19 protein-coding genes and 3 tRNA genes are annotated in these 21,049 nt (G+C 45.8%); 5 read left to right on the forward strand and 17 right to left on the reverse strand.

What is annotated here, in order from left to right; all coding sequences use genetic code 11:
- Positions 1 to 5: 5 nt before the first annotated feature.
- The 5 genes from B0681_RS03100 to B0681_RS03120 all read right to left on the reverse strand — a co-directional run bounded on the left by B0681_RS03100 (position 6) and on the right by B0681_RS03120 (position 4,615).
- On the reverse strand, positions 6 to 899 hold the full coding sequence (locus B0681_RS03100; RefSeq protein ID WP_078317293.1) for a recombination directionality factor: 894 nt from the start codon (positions 897 to 899) through the stop codon (positions 6 to 8).
- Between the two features lie 109 nt (positions 900 to 1,008).
- Entirely contained in the window at positions 1,009 to 2,067 is a 1,059-nt protein-coding gene (locus B0681_RS03105; RefSeq protein ID WP_078317294.1) for a YqaJ viral recombinase family nuclease, read from the reverse strand.
- A 137-nt stretch (positions 2,068 to 2,204) separates the two neighbouring features.
- A complete protein-coding gene (locus tag B0681_RS03110) occupies positions 2,205 to 3,200 on the reverse strand; it encodes a DUF932 domain-containing protein (RefSeq protein WP_078317295.1) in 996 nt (331 codons plus the stop codon).
- 25 nt (positions 3,201 to 3,225) lie between these two features.
- Positions 3,226 to 3,567 (reverse strand): hypothetical protein, encoded by a 342-nt coding sequence (locus B0681_RS03115; RefSeq protein ID WP_078317296.1) that lies wholly within the window; start codon positions 3,565 to 3,567, stop codon positions 3,226 to 3,228.
- 139 nt (positions 3,568 to 3,706) lie between these two features.
- Complete coding sequence (locus B0681_RS03120; protein WP_078317297.1) at positions 3,707 to 4,615, reverse strand: YagK/YfjJ domain-containing protein; 909 nt, start codon at positions 4,613 to 4,615, stop codon at positions 3,707 to 3,709.
- 682 nt (positions 4,616 to 5,297) lie between these two features.
- Between B0681_RS03120 and B0681_RS03125 the strand changes: the two genes are divergently transcribed.
- Positions 5,298 to 6,578: a hypothetical protein gene (locus B0681_RS03125; protein WP_078317298.1), complete on the forward strand. Its 1,281-nt coding sequence runs from the start codon at positions 5,298 to 5,300 to the stop codon at positions 6,576 to 6,578.
- A 122-nt stretch (positions 6,579 to 6,700) separates the two neighbouring features.
- Here B0681_RS03125 and B0681_RS03130 read toward each other — a convergent pair.
- The 9 genes from B0681_RS03130 to rsmH all read right to left on the reverse strand — a co-directional run bounded on the left by B0681_RS03130 (position 6,701) and on the right by rsmH (position 15,829).
- Positions 6,701 to 6,785: transfer RNA gene (locus tag B0681_RS03130), tRNA-Leu, on the reverse strand.
- A gap of 56 nt (positions 6,786 to 6,841) precedes the next feature.
- Positions 6,842 to 7,141: a preprotein translocase subunit SecG gene (gene secG / locus B0681_RS03135; RefSeq protein ID WP_078317299.1), complete on the reverse strand. Its 300-nt coding sequence runs from the start codon at positions 7,139 to 7,141 to the stop codon at positions 6,842 to 6,844.
- A 40-nt stretch (positions 7,142 to 7,181) separates the two neighbouring features.
- Positions 7,182 to 7,940, reverse strand: a complete 759-nt coding sequence (gene tpiA / locus B0681_RS03140) for a triose-phosphate isomerase (protein ID WP_078317300.1) — start codon at positions 7,938 to 7,940, stop codon at positions 7,182 to 7,184.
- Positions 7,941 to 8,207: 267 nt separating this feature from the next.
- Positions 8,208 to 9,305, reverse strand: a complete 1,098-nt coding sequence (mraY, locus tag B0681_RS03145; RefSeq protein ID WP_078317301.1) for a phospho-N-acetylmuramoyl-pentapeptide-transferase — start codon at positions 9,303 to 9,305, stop codon at positions 8,208 to 8,210.
- A gap of 27 nt (positions 9,306 to 9,332) precedes the next feature.
- Positions 9,333 to 10,823 (reverse strand): UDP-N-acetylmuramoyl-tripeptide--D-alanyl-D-alanine ligase, encoded by a 1,491-nt coding sequence (locus B0681_RS03150; RefSeq protein ID WP_078317302.1) that lies wholly within the window; start codon positions 10,821 to 10,823, stop codon positions 9,333 to 9,335.
- Between the two features lie 39 nt (positions 10,824 to 10,862).
- Positions 10,863 to 12,422 carry a UDP-N-acetylmuramoyl-L-alanyl-D-glutamate--2,6-diaminopimelate ligase gene (locus B0681_RS03155; RefSeq protein ID WP_078317303.1) on the reverse strand — a complete coding sequence of 520 codons (1,560 nt, stop codon included), beginning with the start codon at positions 12,420 to 12,422 and terminating at the stop codon, positions 10,863 to 10,865.
- A gap of 27 nt (positions 12,423 to 12,449) precedes the next feature.
- On the reverse strand, positions 12,450 to 14,402 hold the full coding sequence (locus tag B0681_RS03160) for a peptidoglycan D,D-transpeptidase FtsI family protein (RefSeq protein WP_078317304.1): 1,953 nt from the start codon (positions 14,400 to 14,402) through the stop codon (positions 12,450 to 12,452).
- Between the two features lie 3 nt (positions 14,403 to 14,405).
- Positions 14,406 to 14,759: a cell division protein FtsL gene (gene ftsL / locus B0681_RS03165; RefSeq protein ID WP_078317305.1), complete on the reverse strand. Its 354-nt coding sequence runs from the start codon at positions 14,757 to 14,759 to the stop codon at positions 14,406 to 14,408.
- Positions 14,760 to 14,848: 89 nt separating this feature from the next.
- Positions 14,849 to 15,829 (reverse strand): 16S rRNA (cytosine(1402)-N(4))-methyltransferase RsmH, encoded by a 981-nt coding sequence (gene rsmH / locus B0681_RS03170; protein WP_078317306.1) that lies wholly within the window; start codon positions 15,827 to 15,829, stop codon positions 14,849 to 14,851.
- Positions 15,830 to 16,190: 361 nt separating this feature from the next.
- Between rsmH and gltX the strand changes: the two genes are divergently transcribed.
- The 4 genes from gltX (at position 16,191) to B0681_RS03190 (ending at position 18,845) form a co-directional block, all read left to right on the forward strand.
- Positions 16,191 to 17,693 (forward strand): glutamate--tRNA ligase, encoded by a 1,503-nt coding sequence (gene gltX / locus B0681_RS03175; RefSeq protein WP_078317307.1) that lies wholly within the window; start codon positions 16,191 to 16,193, stop codon positions 17,691 to 17,693.
- A 123-nt stretch (positions 17,694 to 17,816) separates the two neighbouring features.
- A tRNA-Ala gene (locus B0681_RS03180) sits at positions 17,817 to 17,892 on the forward strand.
- Between the two features lie 106 nt (positions 17,893 to 17,998).
- Positions 17,999 to 18,074 (forward strand) — tRNA-Glu (locus B0681_RS03185).
- An 84-nt stretch (positions 18,075 to 18,158) separates the two neighbouring features.
- A complete protein-coding gene (locus B0681_RS03190; protein WP_078317308.1) occupies positions 18,159 to 18,845 on the forward strand; it encodes a metal-dependent hydrolase in 687 nt (228 codons plus the stop codon).
- Between the two features lie 6 nt (positions 18,846 to 18,851).
- Here B0681_RS03190 and B0681_RS03195 read toward each other — a convergent pair whose 3' ends face one another.
- From B0681_RS03195 to B0681_RS03205, 3 genes are read right to left on the reverse strand one after another with little or no spacing between them, the layout of a single operon-like run.
- Positions 18,852 to 19,295, reverse strand: a complete 444-nt coding sequence (locus B0681_RS03195; protein ID WP_078317309.1) for a CopD family protein — start codon at positions 19,293 to 19,295, stop codon at positions 18,852 to 18,854.
- A complete protein-coding gene (locus B0681_RS03200; protein WP_078317310.1) occupies positions 19,292 to 20,155 on the reverse strand; it encodes a DUF3025 domain-containing protein in 864 nt (287 codons plus the stop codon). The genes B0681_RS03195 and B0681_RS03200 overlap by 4 nt, the downstream gene beginning before the upstream one ends.
- Positions 20,155 to 21,039, reverse strand: coding sequence for a class II glutamine amidotransferase (locus tag B0681_RS03205; RefSeq protein ID WP_078317311.1), 885 nt, complete (start codon positions 21,037 to 21,039; stop codon positions 20,155 to 20,157). The genes B0681_RS03200 and B0681_RS03205 overlap by 1 nt, the downstream gene beginning before the upstream one ends.
- Positions 21,040 to 21,049: the final 10 nt, after the last annotated feature.

A 21,049-nucleotide genomic window follows, 5' to 3' on the forward strand; every position in this document is an offset into this window, starting at 1 on the left:
ATTGTCTAATTGGTGACCACTCCCACACTTTGTTGCAAGCCTTTTTCTAGCGACCATGATTCATTGATAGGTGGAAGTTGAGTGTCTAGCGAATAGTCTACTGGATAAAACTCCTCCACGATCTCACCACCCTCCTCTATCTGCGTCTCAAAGCCAGAATTGACATAGCCCTGCTTGGCGATCTCTTCAAGAGCCTGCTGATCAAACCCACTGTTTTGCTGTTCTTTAAAGATTGCTTGGGCGTTCTCCACCGCTTCTTTTAGACTAATGCCCTCTTGTAAGGTCAAATCAACATAATAGATCGGTGTGCGATAGCTTTGAGTTGTGCTTTTGCCACGAATGATCAGCTGCAACGGCAAGCAAGACAACAAACCGCCCGATACAGCATTGAAGTAGCTCAATCTTGCCATCAGCGTACGAATGGAGTTATAGCCTGTGGTGCGAAACACAAATGCACCAAGCTCATCACTGTCATCCAAATTCACATACAGCCGTCCAAACAGTTTACAGTTGCCATTTTGTCCAAGTGGGCAATTCTCTGGACTTGGGCAAGCTAGGCTTTCTATCCCATTATTTGTCCGTCTTTGGCACATCTCGCCATTGCCAACACACATTGGTCTGCCTGTCTGTCGATCAAATAGCGTGTATTCTGCTCGTAAATTCAGCTCTGGCGTGTTAAACAACATCCGTACAGGGATTTGGCGTAGTTTGCCGTTGGTGCTATGCTGTCGTAATTTTTCATCTATGGGATGATTGACCCAGCCGTCTTTGCCTTGGATTTGACTGGTGATGGTGAATTGGTCGTCTTTTTGTGGTACTCGCTTACCATTTTTCTCGATCACTTTACCAATGCTGATTCTGCCTAATACTGGCGGGGTAATGGTCAAACCTTTAATCATGGGATAACTCCTTATAAATTGATTTATTTGATAAATTTGATGCCAACAAACAAAAAACTCATGCCGTACGGTTTGGGGCATGAGTTTTATGCGGTTTTTGGAAACTTAGTTAATTGGCATGAGTAGTTGATGCCGACTGATTAATAACAAACCGCCTTCTACCGTGACGCACCTGCGGATACTGGCTAAGAAGCTCGGGCTTATCCCTTAACAAAGCCTTGCTGTCTAGGACTTGGCTATCCTTCGATCTCTTCCAACTGATTGAGCCATGTTGAAATATTGCCACTTCATGTTCTTTCATGGCTTGGCACAGTTGTTGCTTTAGAAAGTCAAACCGAGATTCATGCTCATCAATCAATCGTTTTTGTTCGATCAGCTCATCAAAGTAGCCATTGAGTGTCTGATCATCACTAAAATCGATACTGTCTTGATTGCTATTGGGAAATAGGCTTTGTAAGGCTTTTTGAGCAGACTCGCTACCATCAGCAGGTGGAGCGATGTCTTTTTCGACATACTCCCAAAAGCGTTTTTCTTGAGCAATGATATATTCAATCAGCCGCTCATCTCGCTTAATCTCAAACATACGAGCTTCATGACCACCAATCAATACGCACACATGAGCAAGCTGTTTGCCAGTCACTGCTAATTGATGTTGTACCTGACAGGCAACATATAACGGTACGCCTTTTTGCCAAAGCTTCGCCCCATGTATGCCAGCGGTTTTGATTTCAAGTACACCCACTTCAGGATTGCTCACTGCATAATCAAGATTGGCTAGCATGAACTTATGCTCAGGATGCTGTAATACTGCATTGACACGGCGAACTTTATTGCCTGTTCTAGCGGTGTAGTATTTGGCAACCAAAGGCTCAAGCTGTTTACCCCAATATAGTGGTGCATAGCCATCTGTACTCACTTTGGCAGGTTCAATTCGACCTGTCTTGATAAGCCATAATTCAAGCTGTGACATATAAGGGTTTACACCACAAACAGTTGGTGCATCACTACTGCCAATACCTTGCTTGCGTACATCTAGCCATTGCTCATAGCTAAGTCGCTTAGTATCAACAAGGCGTGTGGGTTTATTTGGCTTAGTTGTGATGACAGCCTTAGTCATGGCAGTGGATTGGGTATCGGTGTTAATAGAATTGGTTGAAGAGGTATTCATAAAAAAACTCCTTGGATGAAATGATTTTTTGATTAAAATAACTTTTGCTATTAAAAGACGGCATAAACCCACGCCCCCGTGATGGGAGCGTGGTTGATATGGTAATAATCATGACTGTATTGATTATCCTAGACTGCTTAAGCCACCAGTCGCATTGCCTCTTCCAAGCCTTTTTGTTTAAGCATTGCACCTGTGCCAAACCAAGCAGAATCAAGTCTGTGATCCATCGACATGGCACGGCGTTCATGATCAACAAACTCAGTGATAGAGCAAAGCAGTCCGTAAGCGGTATCTTTGGCACTATCCAAATCTGCACCACGACCTTGACCATTAAACATTGCCATGATTTGATTCATGGCTTTGGCATTCGGGATGACGCTTGAGTTTTGTCGTTGATTGGTAGCAAAGGGAATGATGTTGTAATCAGCATCATTAAACACTCGGTTTAGAAAGTTGGTAGCTTCAGCCTGAGTCACACGGCGTTCGGACAATTGTTTCATTTGATAATTGTGTTCATCCCATGTGGAGATGGATAAGCCAAGCTGTGCTTTGACTTTTTCACCATCAAACACGGTGCTGTGTGGCACTTTGACCACGCCACCACGATTATCAGCCAAACTGATTGCCAAAGTGTTATTACACACCACTCGAATGGAGGTGAACTGTGCTGTGGTGGCTAGCGTACCATCACAAGCTGTAGCAAGTAGCACATAGCCATGACTGACATCTTTACCCTTTAAAGTGGCAGATTGACCAGTACGAGCCAATGCCCATAACTTGCGACCGCCTTTTAGAACGCCTGCAGTTTCAAGTTCAAAATCGGCTTTTTCGGTCAAGTCTCGATAAAACTCCAAGATTTCTCTTGGTTGCACCTCTTGATAACGCTGTGATACCACAGACAGTGCATCCAAAGTATCTGAGCGATATAGCACCTTATGGTCACAATACGGCATGATGATATTTTGTCCTGCACTATTTTTGGCGGTATAACTAACATCGGCAGACTCAATACGCCAATTCATACCTGATTCCCTTGCCCAAACATCAATTGGTTGATTGGGCGATAACTCACGACCAATGCCATGCCAAGGCTTATCACCAACATAAGCCATCGTTTCTACTTGATGTGCCATCATAAACTCCTTAATGTATCAATGATCAAACTTCTTTAAAATCAGCAAAATCAGTTGCCGTCTTTACAACATCATCACGCTTTTGGAAGACATGATGACAATTTTGGCAATAAAACATCGACTGCTTAAAACCAAGCTGTTTAAACCGTTGATGCTCTTGCACAAGGCTGATCGCACCACCTAGCACCACGCCAGTCATGACACCGATGGCAGGATTGACACGGTAGTGACGACAAATTGATGCACCAATGCTGGCTAGCACACTTGGCGAGAATAAGGTTTGGTTCAATGACTGTGGAAAAAAGGTACTTGAGCCAGTCATGGGATGGGTATTGCGTGAATAGCATTTTTCACAGATAGGATTCATATTAACTCCATTGCTTGAATAGATTTGGTCAAAGAGCAGACCAAATGGTTAATTGATACCGCCAAGCACTAGGGATTGACGGCATTGCTCATGAAGGTAATATGTATCTATAAAAATTTTGCTATGAAAAGCTTATAACTTAGCCACGGACACTTTGGTTATGTTGTTTTAGTTTGAAAGTCCCATGTCCAAAGGTTCTCATGCCTTTAGTTTTAACAAAGGGATGTTGGTCATATTTGTCAGGCTTAGTCAGGTATTTGGCAGCTTTGATGGCATTGAGTACTTGTATTTGATTGCTTCGATGTATCATGCCAATGCCAAGCGTACCTAATTGCTTAAATCGGTCGATACGCTCATTATCATGGCAATTATAGTGGCAACCTTTGTTGCCAGTAATCTCACTCCATTTCTCACCAACTTGGCTTGCAGCATACCAATCTTTATTCTTTTTATTGCCATCGTAAATTAACAGCAAATGGCAATGATAACTACCAGTCTTACTACTTTGCTCGATTGCCCAGACATGACCCTTAAGATGCTTAAAGCAAGATCGCTTCCTGCCAATTTGATATCTTAGTCGATACATATCTTGAGCGAATTGCTCAACCCCTACATTGGCATCAGAACAGTATTTTAAGTCCACCCTGACGAACAACAACCGAGCGTAACTAGTGATCAATGCCGTTAGATAGTTTTCCAAAGACTGTGAGTTTTTCTTTTCGGATTTGGATATTTTCTCTTGATACTCTTTTGGGCTATACCCTTGATTGTACAGTACAGCTAATTTATTGACCGAATCATCATCCCAAAGTATTTTGTCTGAGCAATCAGACGAACAGGCAATAGATTGGGAAATTTCGATCAGTTTTTGTATCGGGGTACAATATTCCCAGTCGGCATTCATCTGACTCATAAATAAAGGATAACAACGATTGAGATCGTTTTGGATTTCCTGTAGTGCTATTTCGTCTTTATTAGGTTTTAGCAATGATTCACAGATTTGATAGATTTTTACAAGTATAGCATTTGGATTTTGATTGATGGACATGACTTACTCCTTGGTTGATTTCAAGTCATATCAGAAAAGTATGTTGTATTTTTTTACAGGGTGAATATCTTGGGTGAGGTATAGGGGTGGGTATATTATTAATAACCTGCCAAATGGAAATTTAATAATGCAATGTAGCATGGATGGTCACAGAGCAAAATATAGGGAATTATTGACGGTGGCAGGGTAGGAAAGTTAGTGGCAAAAAATACAGCAACCAAAATGATAAAAATCATCCTTTGCTTGATTTTGTCAAATGATTGGAGTGTTCAGGTTTGTTAAGCAAAAGACAATCGAAAATTTTTTTGATGCTGGACAGTCAATGGATAATTTATTATAATATCCGAATAATAATCATCTCCTCTCTCTTATTTTATTCGACTCAAAAAAAATTTATATTGGCTCCATGACGCATGTATAGCCAGGCAAAGCAGAATTCACCAACCTTGGCTACAGCGAACGATTTGGAAAGCCAACTGTTTGCATTTTTTTTGACAATATTTTATCTAATTAACCATGATGATGACCGAGTTTTATATTGGATAATAATATATCCCTATACGCTTTGTAAAATATAGGTATTGTTATGTTTTTGTGACAAAAATAATAACTTTTTGATTTGCAAGGTATCAGTAATTTGCTATAATTGTCACATTAAACTAGACTTCTGTGATGATTTTTTATGAACCTGCCAGCACCCTCTATAACAACCTCCGTACAGTCCATCAACCAAAGCTTCTCACCTCAAATTTTGGAAAGATTTAAGTCGCAATATGCAAATAAAATTCTTTGGATTGATGATAAGTTTCATAAAACATTTATGAGATTAATTGATAATTCAAGCATAAACGATGCCAAGCAAATCATCTATATTCACAATAGCAGAAAGGGAAAAATTTTTAATTTTGATTACAAATCCGAATATGATATATTAGTAGAATTGCAATCAATTGTTTGTTCTTTGTCAAACCCAACAAAGGATTTACAAGAACTCTTTTTCTTTAAATCAGTATGCTTATTGCCAGTTGGAACTTATTCATGGATTGCAGAGGATCTTGATGCTATTTTATTTTTCTTAAATAGAATGCCTGGAAACCCTATTGTGGGTAGAGCCTTCAGAGGCGGCAAAGAGCTAATATCTGCTTTTATAAACTTTATTCAATTTCATACCATCGATAATAGATGTGCGGATGGTTTTATCAGATACATCCCCATAAATTTTGCAACTCCTTTTGATCTGGAATACTATTCACTTAGTTTTGAAGAATACAAAAAATGGTATCTTAACCATATAACACCACGCAAAGAATTTAGATGGCTTGAAAAATGCAATGATATGCAGCTAGACAGCCTTATTGAAAATTTGGAAAAAAATAATCTTAGAATCCTAAAGGGTGTTTTTCATCCCGTCACTACTCAAGATAAGATAAGTTTAATTATCTCCTCCATAAATTCTGTTGATTGGGTAGATGACCAGTGTCATTATTCACCGTCTCAAATTAGTGAATGCTCTATTATTGAATGCCTCGTAAGTGGCACCTATAATCTTTCGTATTTGGATGGATGGATTATTCTCAATAATTTAGATAAAAATATATTAAGTGAAAATATAAATCCTGACAAATACATGTGGGTCGGTATACGCCCCGAGGAAGTACCCGAGAGCTTTCAAGATACTGCAATGCAAAATGGGTCAAGATTTATAGAATGCATCCTAACTTTATATGCGATACCTGCCATAAAAACAGTTATCCACAAAGGAAGAGATAGTTATATTAAACAGCTTTATGATGCATCAAGACAAAAGAGACATAGAGACAGTCAATCACTTAGCAAAGAAGAATGCCTAGTTAAAATACTGAAAAAAAATATGCCGATTTTAGAAAAATTGGCACAAGCAGAAGGTCTATCAAAAGATAAATACATAAATAAATTGATAGTTGAAGCTAGCAAGCCCAAATGAACACGCTTCTATAAAACAGCTAAAAACAAAACAAGCCTTGCATTTATGGTACACTGGGTGGTACACTATAAAACGCAAGGCTTGCTAACTTCTATATATTTCAATGACTTACAAGTCGTATTTGGTGCGATCGGAGGGACTTGAACCCTCACGCCGTGAAGCACCACCCCCTCAAGATGGCGTGTCTACCAATTCCACCACGATCGCAAAACTGCTGAGTATTCTACCTAAAAATACCGCCCAGTGCAAGCAAATTTGACAAATCAGTTGTTCGGCTCGGCAGGTGCTTGGCCTGTGGCTACGGGTACATCTAAGCGCAGCTGATCTTCGGCTTGTTTTTGGGCGAAATGCGCCAGCGCAAGACTGGTCATAAAAAAGATCGCCGCCAGCACCGCTGTCGTGCGCGTCAAGAAGTTCGCCGAACCTGCCGCACCAAACACCGTACCTGCCGCGCCTGAGCCAAACGATGCACCAGCGTCGGCACCTTTACCGTGCTGAATCAAAATAAACCCCACCATCACGATGGCAACGATGATATGAATGGCTAAAAGAACTGTAAGCATAAACTTCTCAATTAAAACTCATACACAAAAAAAATCAAAATCACGATGCAAAGGCTGCCACAATCTGAGCAAAGGCATCGGCTTTTAAAGAAGCACCTCCAACCAAGGCACCAGCCACCTCCGACGCCTCAGCAAAAGCAGCAGCGTTGTCGGCATTGACACTACCGCCATACAGCACACAGACCTCTGGCAGCTCTTTATCCGCCAGCGTCGCGCGTATATGGCGATGCACTGCCACCACCTCATCGACCGTTGGTGTCAACCCTGTGCCGATCGCCCATACAGGCTCATAAGCGATGATCAATTGGCTGCGTGGCACGCCCAAACCATCCAATACCGACAGCTGTTTTTCTAATACTGACAGCGTTTCGCCAGATTTATATTGGCTTTCGGTTTCGCCAACGCACAGTATGACCACCAAATCAGCAGCAATGGCTTGCTGGATTTTTTTGACCAGTACTGGATTATCCTCGCCTTGGTATTGGCGGCGTTCAGAATGACCCAAGATCACAAAGCGCGCGCCTGCATCGACGATCTGCGCGGCCGATACATCACCTGTGAATGCGCCTGTCACGCCAGTACTGGCTGAAATATCCTGCGCACCGGCCCAAATAGCACAATCGCCCAGCACAGCTGCCACCTCAGACAAATGCAAAAATCCAGGCGCACAGCCCAGCTGCACCTGCGTTTGATCCGCCAAAGCTGCTTTTACAGCTGCTGCCAGCGCCTTGGCTTCATTCAAGCTTGCAGGATTGAGTTTCCAGTTGCCGATGACATATTTTGATGTGCTTGCTGTCATGTGATGATCCCTGTCAGATACGATGATTGTGTCGCCCTGCCCTCTGATCAGCCCAATCTGCTAGCTGATCTTGTTGCCGATATGGCACGATTGACAAGGTCAACGCGATATTATAACCCAAAATCTCTTAAAACACGCTCATTTGTTTTAAATATTTATCAAAATTTACAAATTTTCAGCAAATCGGCATCAAATGCGTACTCAAGCCCATCAAACATGCATAAATAAACCCAACAGCAGGTGTTGGGTTATCACAGTTAATCTAGATCAGCGCAGCTTTAATGTCATCAAACCAAGTACCACAAGAATAATACAGACGATGTAGAATCGGGCGACGACTTTGGTTTCTTTGAGACCCATTTCTTCAAAATGATGATGCAGAGGCGCCATCAAGAAAATGCGTTTTTTGCGTAGGCGATACGAACCCACCTGCAAAATCACCGATACCGCTTCAGCGACAAAGATACCGCCCATGATGGCAAAAGCAAGCTCTTGACGAGTCATCACCGCAATCGTGCCAAGCATACCGCCCAATGATAACGCCCCAACATCACCCATAAAGACATCAGCAGGCGCTGCGTTATACCACAAAAACCCTAAGCCTGCACCGATGATGGATGCACAGACGATGGTGACTTCACCATTATAAGCGATGTGCGGTACGTGCATATAGTCTGCATAGTTGGCCGAACCTGAGATATAAGCAAACACCCCAAGCCCTGCGGCAACCATCACCACTGGCAAAATTACCAGACCATCCAAGCCATCAGTCAAGTTCACCGCATTGGATGAGCCTGCCAACACAAAATAAGTGGCAATGATAAAGCCTAATCCCAATGGAATCGCCGAAAATGGAATGACCACATCTTTAAATAGTGGAATCAGCATATCTTGCATGGCGATCATCGTCGCTGCATCTTGTTGTGTGGCGATATAATACAGCGAGCCGCCAGCGAACAGTGAGCCGACCGACAGCCAAAAATATTTTTTGCGAGCGATCAGACCTTGTGGGTTTTTGTGTTTGATTTTTAGCCAATCATCTGCCCAGCCAACTGCACCAAAGATGACCATCACCACCATCAAAATCCACACATAAGGATTGGACAAATCCGCCCAAGCCAAGGTCGCAATACCAATCGCCACCAAAATCAGCACGCCGCCCATCGTTGGTGTGCCTTGTTTGGCAAGGTGAGTTTTTGGGCCATCATCACGCACCGCTTGACCATATTTGAGCGTACGCAGATAATTAATCACAGGCTTACCGCCTAAGATCACGATGACCAATGCTGTAATTACCGCAAGCAGGGCTCGCAAGGTCAATGACCCGATGGCGATGTCTGTTTGTTGCAATAACCAATAAAGCATAATTTTTCCTTAAAGTATCTTATAGTCTTAGACGGTGGTCAACTCATTAATCAATGTTTCCATTGCCATACCACGAGAGCCTTTGAATAGCACAGTGGCTTTACTTTGGTTGAGTAATTCTTGCAAATCCTTCAGCAAAGCTGGCTTATCTTGATAATGCGTCGCAATCGGCTTGATGGCATTGATGGCATCAGCGGTGTGTGCCATATGCACCCCCAAGGTCAATACATGGTCAATGCCAAGCACTGCCAACTCCTTACCCAAGCTTGCGTGCTCACTATCAGCAGCATCACCCAGTTCAAAAATATCACCAAGCACCAAAATCTTGGTATTTTCTTCGGCTTCAAGCACACGAGCTGCTGCCATCATCGATGCTGGATTGGCATTATAAGTATCATCAATCAAGCTATGCTCGCCAAAGCTGATACGGGTCAAGCGACCTTTTGGCGGTACTGCCGACTCAAGCCCTTTGACGATAGTCTGTAGATCCACACCAAGCGCAAAGGTCGCCGCCGCTGCCGCCAGTGCATTGGCAACATTATGCTCACCGATAAAAGGTAGATGCACAGGCAGGCTTTCGACATCATCCACATCGAGATTGGTATTTAGAGTAAATGTACAATGCGTTGCAAAACTTTCAACATCATCAGCGAACAAATCGCCCATCATCAGCACACTTTCAACGCCTTCTGCTTTGAGTGCTTGGCAATCTGCATCGTCCAGTCCTGCTTCATCAATGGCGATAGATTTTTCACCAAAGCTTAATGCCTGCTCGGTGTATTTGGCAGCTTCATCCGCCAAAGTCGGATAAAATTCATCAGACAAAGGCAGTACCGCCACACCATCGGCGTGTAGAGCGGTATAGATCTCGCTCTTGGCACGAGCGATATTGGCACGACCGCCGAACTCACCCAAATGTGCCGTGCCTATATTGAGCACGACAGCGACATCAGGACGCACCAAATTGGCAGTATAAGCAATCTCGCCCAAGTGATTAGCACCCAACTCCATCACCGCAAAGCGATGCTCATCGCTAAGCTCAAGCAGCATCATGGGTACACCAAGGTCGTTATTGAGATTGCCACGCGTCATCAAGGTCGGCGCAATTTGGCTTAAAATCGCCCCAATCATCTCTTTGGTCGTCGTCTTACCACTTGAGCCAGTCAAGGCAACGACAGTCAGATCAGAATGCTGATCACGGCGATATTTGCCCAAATCCCCCAAGGCAAGCTTGGTATCTTTGACAATCAACTGCGGTAGATCACAGTCCACTTCACGCTCGACAATCAGTGCGACTGCACCGTTTTCTTGGGCAGTTTTGACAAAGTCATGCGCATCGAATCGCTCACCTTTGATTGCCAAAAACACATCACCCGCACCGATTTTGCGGGTATCGGTCGTGATAGCGGTCGCCTGAATGACAGTATCGCCAAGCTTGTGCCAAACGCCCTGTGTGGCTTGCTGTAAATTGTCTGCTTGCCAAATATAGCTTGGCAAATCGGCAGTGGAAGCGGTCATAATATCGCCTTAACTTTTAAAAAAATAAATACACTCAAATTATTTGCCATACTTGGCCAAATAGTCATCCAAAATCGCCATATCATCAAAGTCATAACGCACGCCTTTGATTTCTTGATAAGTCTCATGTCCTTTGCCTGCAATGACCACGATGTCATTGGCACAGGCTGTGCGAACCGCTAATTCTATCGCTTTTTTGCGGTCGGCTTCGATGGTAATTTTGTAATGATCTTCACAAGACAGGCCCTGCTGCATATCTTTTAGGATGGCAGATGGCTCTTCGGAACGGGGATTGTCCGCTGTCAAAATCACATGATCTGCAAAATCAAGCCCTGCTCGTGTCATCAAAGGTCGCTTGGTGCGGTCACGATCCCCACCACAGCCGAACACCGCAATCAGCTTGCCATCACAGTGCTTGCGTAGGCTTGAGAGCACTTGCACTAGCGCATCAGGTGTATGTGCATAATCGACGATGAACGAGCCAGTCTTTGAGACAGCTCGCTGCATTCGCCCACGAGCACCGACAAGCTGGGTAATATAAGTCGGCAAAGTATCCGCCTTTTGTGGATACAACGCCAAAAATGCCGCCATGCTTGCCATCAGATTATCGACATTAAATAGGCCAAGTAGCGGACTATGTACCATCATCTCGCCATGCACTGTGTTGACATCGATCGCCACACCATCTAGGCTTGGCTGCACTGTCTTGGCATAATACTCAGCCGCGCTGTCTTTTTGGCTATAGCGATATACTGGGTACGATTTGGTGTCACAAAACAGCTGATACTTGGCATCAGCATTGATGACGCCTGCTTGTAGCGTTGGGAACAGTGTTGGTTCAAACAGCTTTGCCTTGGCATCACGATAGTCATCCATATCACGATGATAATCGAGATGATCATGTGATAAATTGGTATAAACTGCGACCGCCACGGGCACGCCCTGCAAGCGATATTGATCAAGCCCATGCGAGCTGGCTTCGAGGGCGACAAGCTTCACGCCATCTTTTGCCATTTGGTACAAAAACTCATGCACCATCAGCACATCACCTGTGGTATTGGCTGACTGCACCAGCTGACCCAGTCGTCCATTACCTGCCGTGCCCATGATGGCAGATGGCACACCTGATAATTGGCACAGCTGAGCAATCAGCTGACTGACGGTCGTTTTGCCATTGGTGCCTGTCACTGCGATCACAGTCGGTAGCATCACAGACTCATCAAGCTGAAAACGAGCAGCGATCAAATCACCCAAGATGGTGCGGATGATTGGCAGGCTCACCACAGGAATGGATACACCATCAAGCACAAGTACATCTGCATCAAACTCAGTGATGATAAAGCTTGCAGTATCTTTGACGGCTTGGATATAGCGATTGGCACTGTCAATGGCAGCTTGAGTGTCTTGACTTGTACTTTTAAGCAAAACAAAGCCGTCATCAGTGCTGATTTTACGGCTATCCAAACAGAAATTCGCCATCTTGTGCGATAAAATTGGGGCGAACCAATCGCTGAGCGTCGCCATCCCCAGTGAGGCGGCGACTGTGTGGTCTTTGGCGATGGCTTGTTCGATGATTTGACGGATGCTGACTGGCGACATGGGTGAGTTTTCCTTAATCACATTAAATCAATCATTGGCCGCGACACGCAGCGACTTATCATAAGGCACATTATAAAGACGCAGCGCTTCTTTCATCACATTATGAAACACTGGCGCTGAGACTTGCCCAGCATAAGACTGGCGACGCGGATCTTCCACCAAGATCGCCACAGCAAAGCGAGGATTGGATGCAGGTGCCAGACCCACAAAAATGGTGCGATGTTGATCGGTGTAGTAGCCGCCCTGAGGATTGGTGCGACGCGAGGTACCTGTCTTGCCAGCGACTCGATAGCCATTGATGGCAGCCGCTTGGCCAGTACCGCTCGGGCCAGTCACCAGCTCCATCATGCCGACGATCGACTCAGCGTGTTCGGCACTGATGACTTGTGTTGGCTCTTGTTTATTATCCTCTTTGACCAAAGTCAATGGCTGCATTAGGCCGCGATTACCAAGTGCAGCATAAGCTTGAGTTAGCTGCGCCAAAGTCACCTGCTGACCATAGCCATAGCTCAAAGTCGCACGGCGTGACAGCTCACGCTCTTTGGGCGTGGCGACCTTGCCTGCTGATTCGGCAGGAAAATCCAGCGCCGTCTTAGTGCCAAAGCCGAATTTTTTTTGCATATTGGCGATGGCGTCGGCTGGTAGGTTTAGCGCGATTTTGGTTGAGGCGACATTACTGGATTTTTGGATGAGTTTATCCAAGGTGATGGCGCCATAATTACCGCCATCTCGAATGGTATAGCCACCGACCAGTACGCTGCCTGGATTGGTGTCAATCACTGAGCTGGTGCTGTATTTGCCCGACTCTAGCGCGGCTGCGACGGTAAATGGCTTCATCACCGAGCCTGGCTCAAAGACATCCAGCACAGGGCGGTTGCGCTCATTGGCGCCATCTCGTTCGGATAGATTATTAGAATTAAAGGATGGCCATGATCCCATCGCTAAGACTTCGCCTGTTTTTACATCGACGACCATACCCGAACTTGAGCGCGCCGACTGCAAGCGGCCGACTTGCTCAAGCTCTTTATACAGCACATATTGTAGGCGCGAATCGATGGTCAGATGAATGTCTTGACCCTCGATCAGTGGCTTGACCTGCTTAATCTCTTGGATCGGCTGTCTGCCAGTGCCGCGCAAGATCATCACCAAGCCATCTTTGCCTGCCAAACGCTCATTATATTTGGCTTCGATGCCAGCACGCCCGATGTAGCCATCATCGCCGCTGCTAGAGCGCGCCATAAAGCCCAAAATCTGCGCATTGGGCTCAGCTTGTAGATAATACCGCTGAAATGAACGCTCGGTACCGATGGCAAACAACCCCAAATCCGTCACCGAACTTGCCACTTCTGGCGAGACGCGGTTGAGCAGCACAAGGCGGCGCGAACTTGCTCCCTTTGGCAGCGCTGCAGCGACTTTTTGGCTGTCTGAGGTGTCAAGCAGCGGATCGATTTTTACTGCCGCTTCGAGCTTTTCTAGTGGGAAATTTGCCGCGCCTGCCAGCTTCACCAGATCCATTTCTTTGAGTTTTTCTAAAGCGCGCTGCTTGGTGGCATCGCTTTTACTGGTGTTCATTTCATTGACCAAGCGATAATATTCCTCAGCATACGCATAAGGATCAAAGAACACCGTATAAAGCGGTGCATTGGCCGCCAAAGGTGCACCAGCGCGATCGGTGATCACACCGCGATAAGCTGGCTCGATTTGTTCTTTGGTGATCAGATCATCGCCTTTTTCAATATAAAATTGTGCATTAAAAATCTGCAAATAAGCCGCGCGCGCGACGATGGCAGCAAAAAACAGACCCATCACCGCCCATACCGCGACATAGCGCCATGCGTCTTGCTTACCGCCTGTGAGATTGGCGCCAGCTTGTTTGCTGCGTTTTTTGCCGAACAGTCCGAAATTTTTGCTGTTTTTGTTGTTACGCAAAGGCGCCGTGACCTTGGCCGAGCTGGTTTTTGGTTTTTTTGGGGACTTCATGCTTTACTCACTTGTTTGGCTCGACTCGGTTGCAGGTTTGGCACTGGGTGTGATTACGCGGCGGCTATCGGCACTTGGGAAAAACATGCCCAACTCACTCACCGCACGGCTGGCCACTTGTGGGGTAGCGCTGAATGTCTGCTGCTCAATCATCAGCCGCTGCTCTTCGATTTTTAATAGATTCAATTCACGGCTAAGTTTTTGTAGCTCGATGTAAGTTTCATGACGGGTTTGAGTTTGGGTGACGATGCCCAGCGCTGTCGCAAAAATCATCACCACCAAAATCGCCAGCACCGCTCTTAGAATCCAAATCATGCTGCCATTGCTCGTCTTCGCTGTCAGATGAGAATTGCTCATGTCACTTACCGCCTATCCATTCAATCCAATGTATCAATCTTTAATCGATCTTAAGTTTATATTACCAAGCACTGCCCGATCCGCCGACCTTAGGCATCCACCCATGCCACATCACTACGCATCGCGCCACGCAGCCATGCACTGCGCGCACGGGGATTGGCTTTGACTTCGGCATCACTGGGCGCGACGCGCTTTGGTTTACCAAAGTATTTGGGACGCACAGGCGGCATCGGCAGATGCGCATCTTCTTCGTATTGCCCACGGCTATGTCTTTGTAAGAACTGCTTGATACGGCGATCTTCAAGCGAATGAAAGCTGATCACCGCAAGCTCACCGCCTGCCTTTAGCACCCTGATGCTCTGCTCTAGAAAATCATCGACATCGCCAAGCTCATTATTGATAAAAATCCGCATCGCTTGAAAGCTTTGGGTGGCAGGATGCTTGCCCTTTTGCCAATTTGGATGTGCCTGTTTGATGACCTCTGCCAGCGCCAGCGTTGAGTCATAATTTTCCATCGCCTTGATCGCCCGAGCGATACGCCGTGAATGACGCTCTTCGCCATATTCAAACAATACATCGGCAAGTTCATCGGCAGATACACGATTCAGCCACGCCGACACAGGCTCGCCACGCGTGGTATCCATCCGCATATCCACCGCCCCATCTCGCATAAAGCTAAAGCCACGAGCGCCATCATCCAGCTGTGGGCTTGACACACCAAGGTCTGCCATCAAGCCATCAATCTTATCAATACCCAGTGCCATCAGGCTATCTGATAGGCTTGCAAAGCTGTCATGCACCACTTTGATGCGCGCATCTGCCTGTGCCAAGTCCTGTGCCACAGCGATGGCTTCAGGGTCTTTATCAAACACCACAAGACAAGCATCATCGGCCAGATACTCCAGCAGCAAGCGGCTATGCCCACCCCGCCCAAAGGTCGCATCGACATAGATGCCCGAGACCGACTGCTTTGGCACATCAGCAAGTGTCTTGACGCCAAGCACCATCGCCACTGTCTCTTCGAGTAAGACAGTGGTGTGACTAAATTCGGCTACAGCTTGGCTTGACATATCGCCCCTTTTTGGCTTAGGTTTTTGGCTAGTTTTAGTGGATTATGGCTAAGTTTGCAATGATTTTATGAACCACTTAAAGTCTATCAATCATCAGCACAAATTATTTAACAGAATTACAAATTTAATAAATTTAAAATAAATCAAGTATGCTTTAATAATCTTATGGAGCCATAACCTTACTATTTTAGCAGTAATTGGTGTATTTTTGGGGAAAATGTGGCGGTTTTTTGTATGCGTTTGTTACTGATTTTAAACAGCTTTGGCGATTCATCACCATCATCACATCGACAGCTACCAAAAATCGTGCTAATTTGGTATCATAAGTCAGATTTTATCCAAATTTTATTTTGAGAATATTATGACTCGTCCAGTTCGTACTCGTATCGCCCCTAGCCCAACTGGCTTTCCCCATGTTGGCACGGCTTATATCGCCTTATTCAATCTCGCCTTTGCCAAGTCGATGGGCGGTGAATTCATCCTGCGTATCGAAGACACCGACCAAGTCCGCTCGACCACACAATCTGAACAGATGATCTTAAACGCCCTAAAATGGATGGGTCTGACTTGGTCAGAAGGCCCTGATGTCGGCGGTCCACACGCACCGTATCGTCAGTCAGAGCGTAGTGAAATTTATAAAAAATATGCCCAGCAGCTACTTGATGATGGTCATGCGTTTCGCTGTTTTTGCACACCCGAAGAGCTAGATGCCATGCGTGAAGCACAGATGGCACAAGGCTTACCGGTCAAATATGACGGACGCTATGCTAACCTTAGCCGTGAAGAATCAGACGCTCTAGTCGCCCAAGGCAAGCCTTATGTCATCCGTATGCGTGTGCCAAGCGAAGGTGTCTGCACCATTCATGATATGCTGCGTGGTGAGGTCACGATCCCTTGGGAGCAGGTCGATATGCAAGTTTTGCTAAAGACCGATGGGCTGCCAACTTACCATCTTGCCAATGTCGTCGATGACCATTTGATGCAAATTACCCATGTGCTGCGTGGTGAAGAATGGCTACCATCAGCACCAAAACATCAGCTGCTATACCAGTATTTTGGTTGGGAAATGCCCGTGCTATGCCATATGCCGCTACTGCGCAATCCTGACAAATCCAAACTGTCAAAACGCAAAAACCCCACTTCCATCACCTACTACCGTGATGCAGGCGTCTTGCCTGAAGCTCTACTGAACTACCTAGGTCGCATGGGTTACAGCCTACCGAATGATCAAGAAAAATTCACCCTAGATGAGCTGATTGCAAGCTTTGATATCCAGCGTGTATCACTGGGTGGCCCTGTCTTTGATATCGAAAAACTCTACTGGCTAAACGGCGAATACCTACGCGCTATGGATGTAGAAAATCTTAAAAATACCATTCTAGCCTGGGCAAGCGATGATGCCAAACTTACTGCCATCGCCAAAGCCATTCAGCCACGCATCAATCTACTCTCCGATACCGTGAACTGGGCAGGCTTTTATTTCCAAAACTTACCGGTCATCACTGCCGAAGATTTCGCCCATAAATCACTGGATACTGATCAACTCGTTGAGATTTTATACCTTGCCACATGGCAGCTTGAGAGCCTACCTGAGTGGAGCGAAGAGAATATCTATAAGGTACTAAAAGGCTTAGCGGCGAATTTTGAGATTAAGCTCAAAGACTTTATGCAGCCATTTTTTGTTGCCATTGCAGGTAGCACATCCAGCACGCCTGTGATGAACTCTATGTTCGTCATCGGTGCTGATATGACACTGGCTCGCCTGCGTCATGCTACCGAAGTGCTTGGCGGTCTTGGCAAGAAAAAACTGAAAAAGCTTGAAGAAAAGAACAAATCTTTGCCAAATTTCTTGGCGGATGAATAATCGGTGATTGGATTTGATAAAGACAGAGCCAAATCACGGGTGTCGATGGCCAAATCTGCAAATTTTTTGCAAAAAAGTCTTGACGCTCCCAAAAATTACTGTATAATACGCACTCATTAGCACGGGGCTATAGCTCAGTTGGTAGAGCACTTGCATGGCATGCAAGGGGTCAGCGGTTCGACTCCGCTTAGCTCCACCAAATTGCTAATGAGGAATGTAAGCACCTAGGCATTTTCTTACATTCTAAGCTTAAACGCTTAAATTTGAGTTATTTTATTGATTAAAAATAAAATAACGAACCTTGCGTCCCATTCGTCTAGAGGCCTAGGACACCGCCCTTTCACGGCGGTAACAGGGGTTCGAATCCCCTATGGGATGCCAATATTCTTCTCTATAGAGAGCAAATCGCCAGTCTTATATCAGACTGGCTTTTTTGTTTGTGATGATTGTGTTGGATGGCGCATTATGGCAAATTTTACCACTCACTTGAGCGTCGGCGCTGCTGGCAGCATCGTGATCGCTGCTGCTGGTTATTATTTTGAACTGTATGGTCTGACAACAGCGGTGCTGTGCGCCATCGTTGGCACACTTGGCAGCCTATTGCCTGACATCGATCTTGAGCATTCACGCCCTGCCGCTCAAGGATTTCTAATCTTCTCGCTCATCACATCGACACTCATCACCATCTTATATGCCAACCGTTATACCGCCGATCAGCTGGTGCTTGATTCTTTGATTTTGTGGTTGGTGGCATTTTTATTGCTGCGCTTTGGGCTGTTTGAGACATTCAGCCGCCTGACTGTGCATCGCGGTATGGTACACTCTGTGCCATATATGGCGCTGTTTGGGCTGCTTTTGGCTTGCGGGGCGTTTTATGGGCTAAAGCTCACCGCCTTTGTCAGCTGGCTGTTTGGCTTGGTGCTGTTTGTCGGCGCCATGATCCACCTGCTGCTGGATGAGATTTATAGCGTCAATGTCTATGGCCTGCGCCTAAAAAAATCTGCTGGCAGTGCGTTTAAATTTTTTGAGCGCAAAAAGCCTGTACAATACGCTTGCCTTTATGCGCTACTGGCTGCAGTGGTCTATGTCGCGCCGCCTTATGGCGATCTGTGGCGCAGCTTAGTGCGCATCACGCGTCAGCTGATCAGCTAAGTACAGTCAAAAGCGAAATGCCATCCCTGTCGCCAGAAAACATAATGACCACAAACAAATCAGCCCTGCATGAATTGCCATCACCTTTAGGGTACTATCGGTAAATTTACCCTGCTCAAGCCTCGCTACCACCCTAAATCGAGCATGCAGTGCGGTGATGATGGTCAACAGCAGCCAAGTTAATTTGGCATGAATCAAAGCAGTCAGATAGCCCATTGGTGTCAGCCAAGTTGCCACAGGTATAATGGCATTCATCATATACAGTCCTGTCAGTACCTGCACTGCCAATGCCGTCATGCCAAGCGGTTCGTAGCTTTTTTCAAACTTCAAAAAACCTGCCACATCTTGATCACGGACAAATCTTGGCATCAGGCGAATCAGCAAATACAGATGCCCGCCCACCCAAATGCTTGCACCGATTAAATGTAAAAACAAGGCAATTTTCATCATTGTCTGCGTCCATCACGAAACACACTTTTATCCTGATAAAAGTCATCATCTTGACCATCCCAAAAATACGGCACGCCAAGTACAGGCAAAGGCTGCAAATCTCTTGGCGTAGCGGTAGGATTGGATAGCCAATGGTTGAGCTTCTGTGCGACAAGCTCATCCAATATCGACAAGCGTTCAGCAAAAGACATCTCAAAAAACGAGCCACCCACAGGGATAATCAGTGTATGACCGCATAGATTTTTGCGTGGGTGGATCAGTTGTTCTAATAATGCATGCCCAAAGATAAATGCCTGGGCATGGACATCTGCTTGCTCATCGGTATTTGGCTGATGCCAAAACTGTCTTGGGGCGACAAGCGACCCCGTCCAATCAAACTGACACAGACGCTCAGCGATATTCGCCCCGATCGCATCATCACTCACCGCTAGGATAATGCCATTTTCATCAAATACCGTGATGGCATCACGCACACGATTACGCCCATTGCTCGAGTTGTCATCATCCAGATGCTTTAGATGGTGATGATTGAGCATGGCTTTGCACTTAGGATAAGTCGCCCAAATGCACGCACCGAACCAATCATGCAGATTATCCCGAGTGGGGATATTGCCAGTCTCGCCGATATAGCGCTCATACGCTACGCCATGTGGCAAATCGCTTTGATCGGTAAAGCGTAGCGATCGCCCTGTGTGGCTTGTTAGTGATAAATTATTTTCTTTGAAATACTCATTCAGCCATGTAGCCAGCGGCACTTTGCCATCAGTCTGATAAGCCTGATGCATCGCCAACAATGGTGTCAGCCAAGGGCGTGATTTATCAATGGTCGCAAAAGCATCAATAAAACTGATGGATGCCATCACACACTCGCTCCCACTGAGCGTGCCAGTGCGATGCCCTCTTCGATGCTTAGATAAGTTTTTTTGCTTGGCGTATCACGAAACACCACATCACCATCTTGGAATATCAAACATTCATCGACCGCAAACTGCTGCCAAGATTCGTTATTGGTCAAAGGGATCGTGGTCATGATGGTGACTTTGTCGTTCTCGGTGGTGACATCTTGAAAATTAATGCTCATCTCACCGTCAGATAGCTTGGCCTCACCAAAAGGTGCTTTACGAGTCAAATAAAACAACAAGCTGCCAGCATACCCCAGCTGCCAGTCGCCATTAGAAATCAAGCAGTTAAACAAACCATTGGCAGACAGATAACGACATTGCGCGGTCAAAAATGTAAACAAAGCCTCATCCGATGGACGGCTTTTGAAGGTGGCTTTTAGGCGGTTTAGTAGATAACAAAACGCCAGCTCGCTGTCCGTCGTCCCCACAGGCGCATAATGCTCAGCATTGCCGTTGGTCATCAGTCGCTCGGTACGCTTGACAAAACTGTCGGTCATCTGCCCATTATGCGCAAATGCCCACTGCTCACCCCACACCTCACGCACGAACGGATGGATGTTGGCAAGGCCGTGTCCGCCTGTGGTGGCTTTGCGGATGTGTGCAATGACATTCATCGCACGGATGGGATAGTTATTGATCAAATCCGCCACGGGTGATTGATGGCTGGGTTTATCATCATGAAATTGGCGCAGCCCGATGCCGCCCATCTCCGTTTTCTCAAAAAACGCAATCCCAAACCCATCTTCGTGATGGTCGGTCAATCCGCCACGCTGCCGAAAGCCAGCAAAACTAAAACCGATGTCAGTGGGCGTGTTACAGTTCATTCCTAATAGTTGGCACATAATCAATCTC

Source organism: Moraxella porci DSM 25326 (assembly GCF_002014855.1).
GTDB lineage: Bacteria > Pseudomonadota > Gammaproteobacteria > Pseudomonadales > Moraxellaceae > Moraxella > Moraxella porci.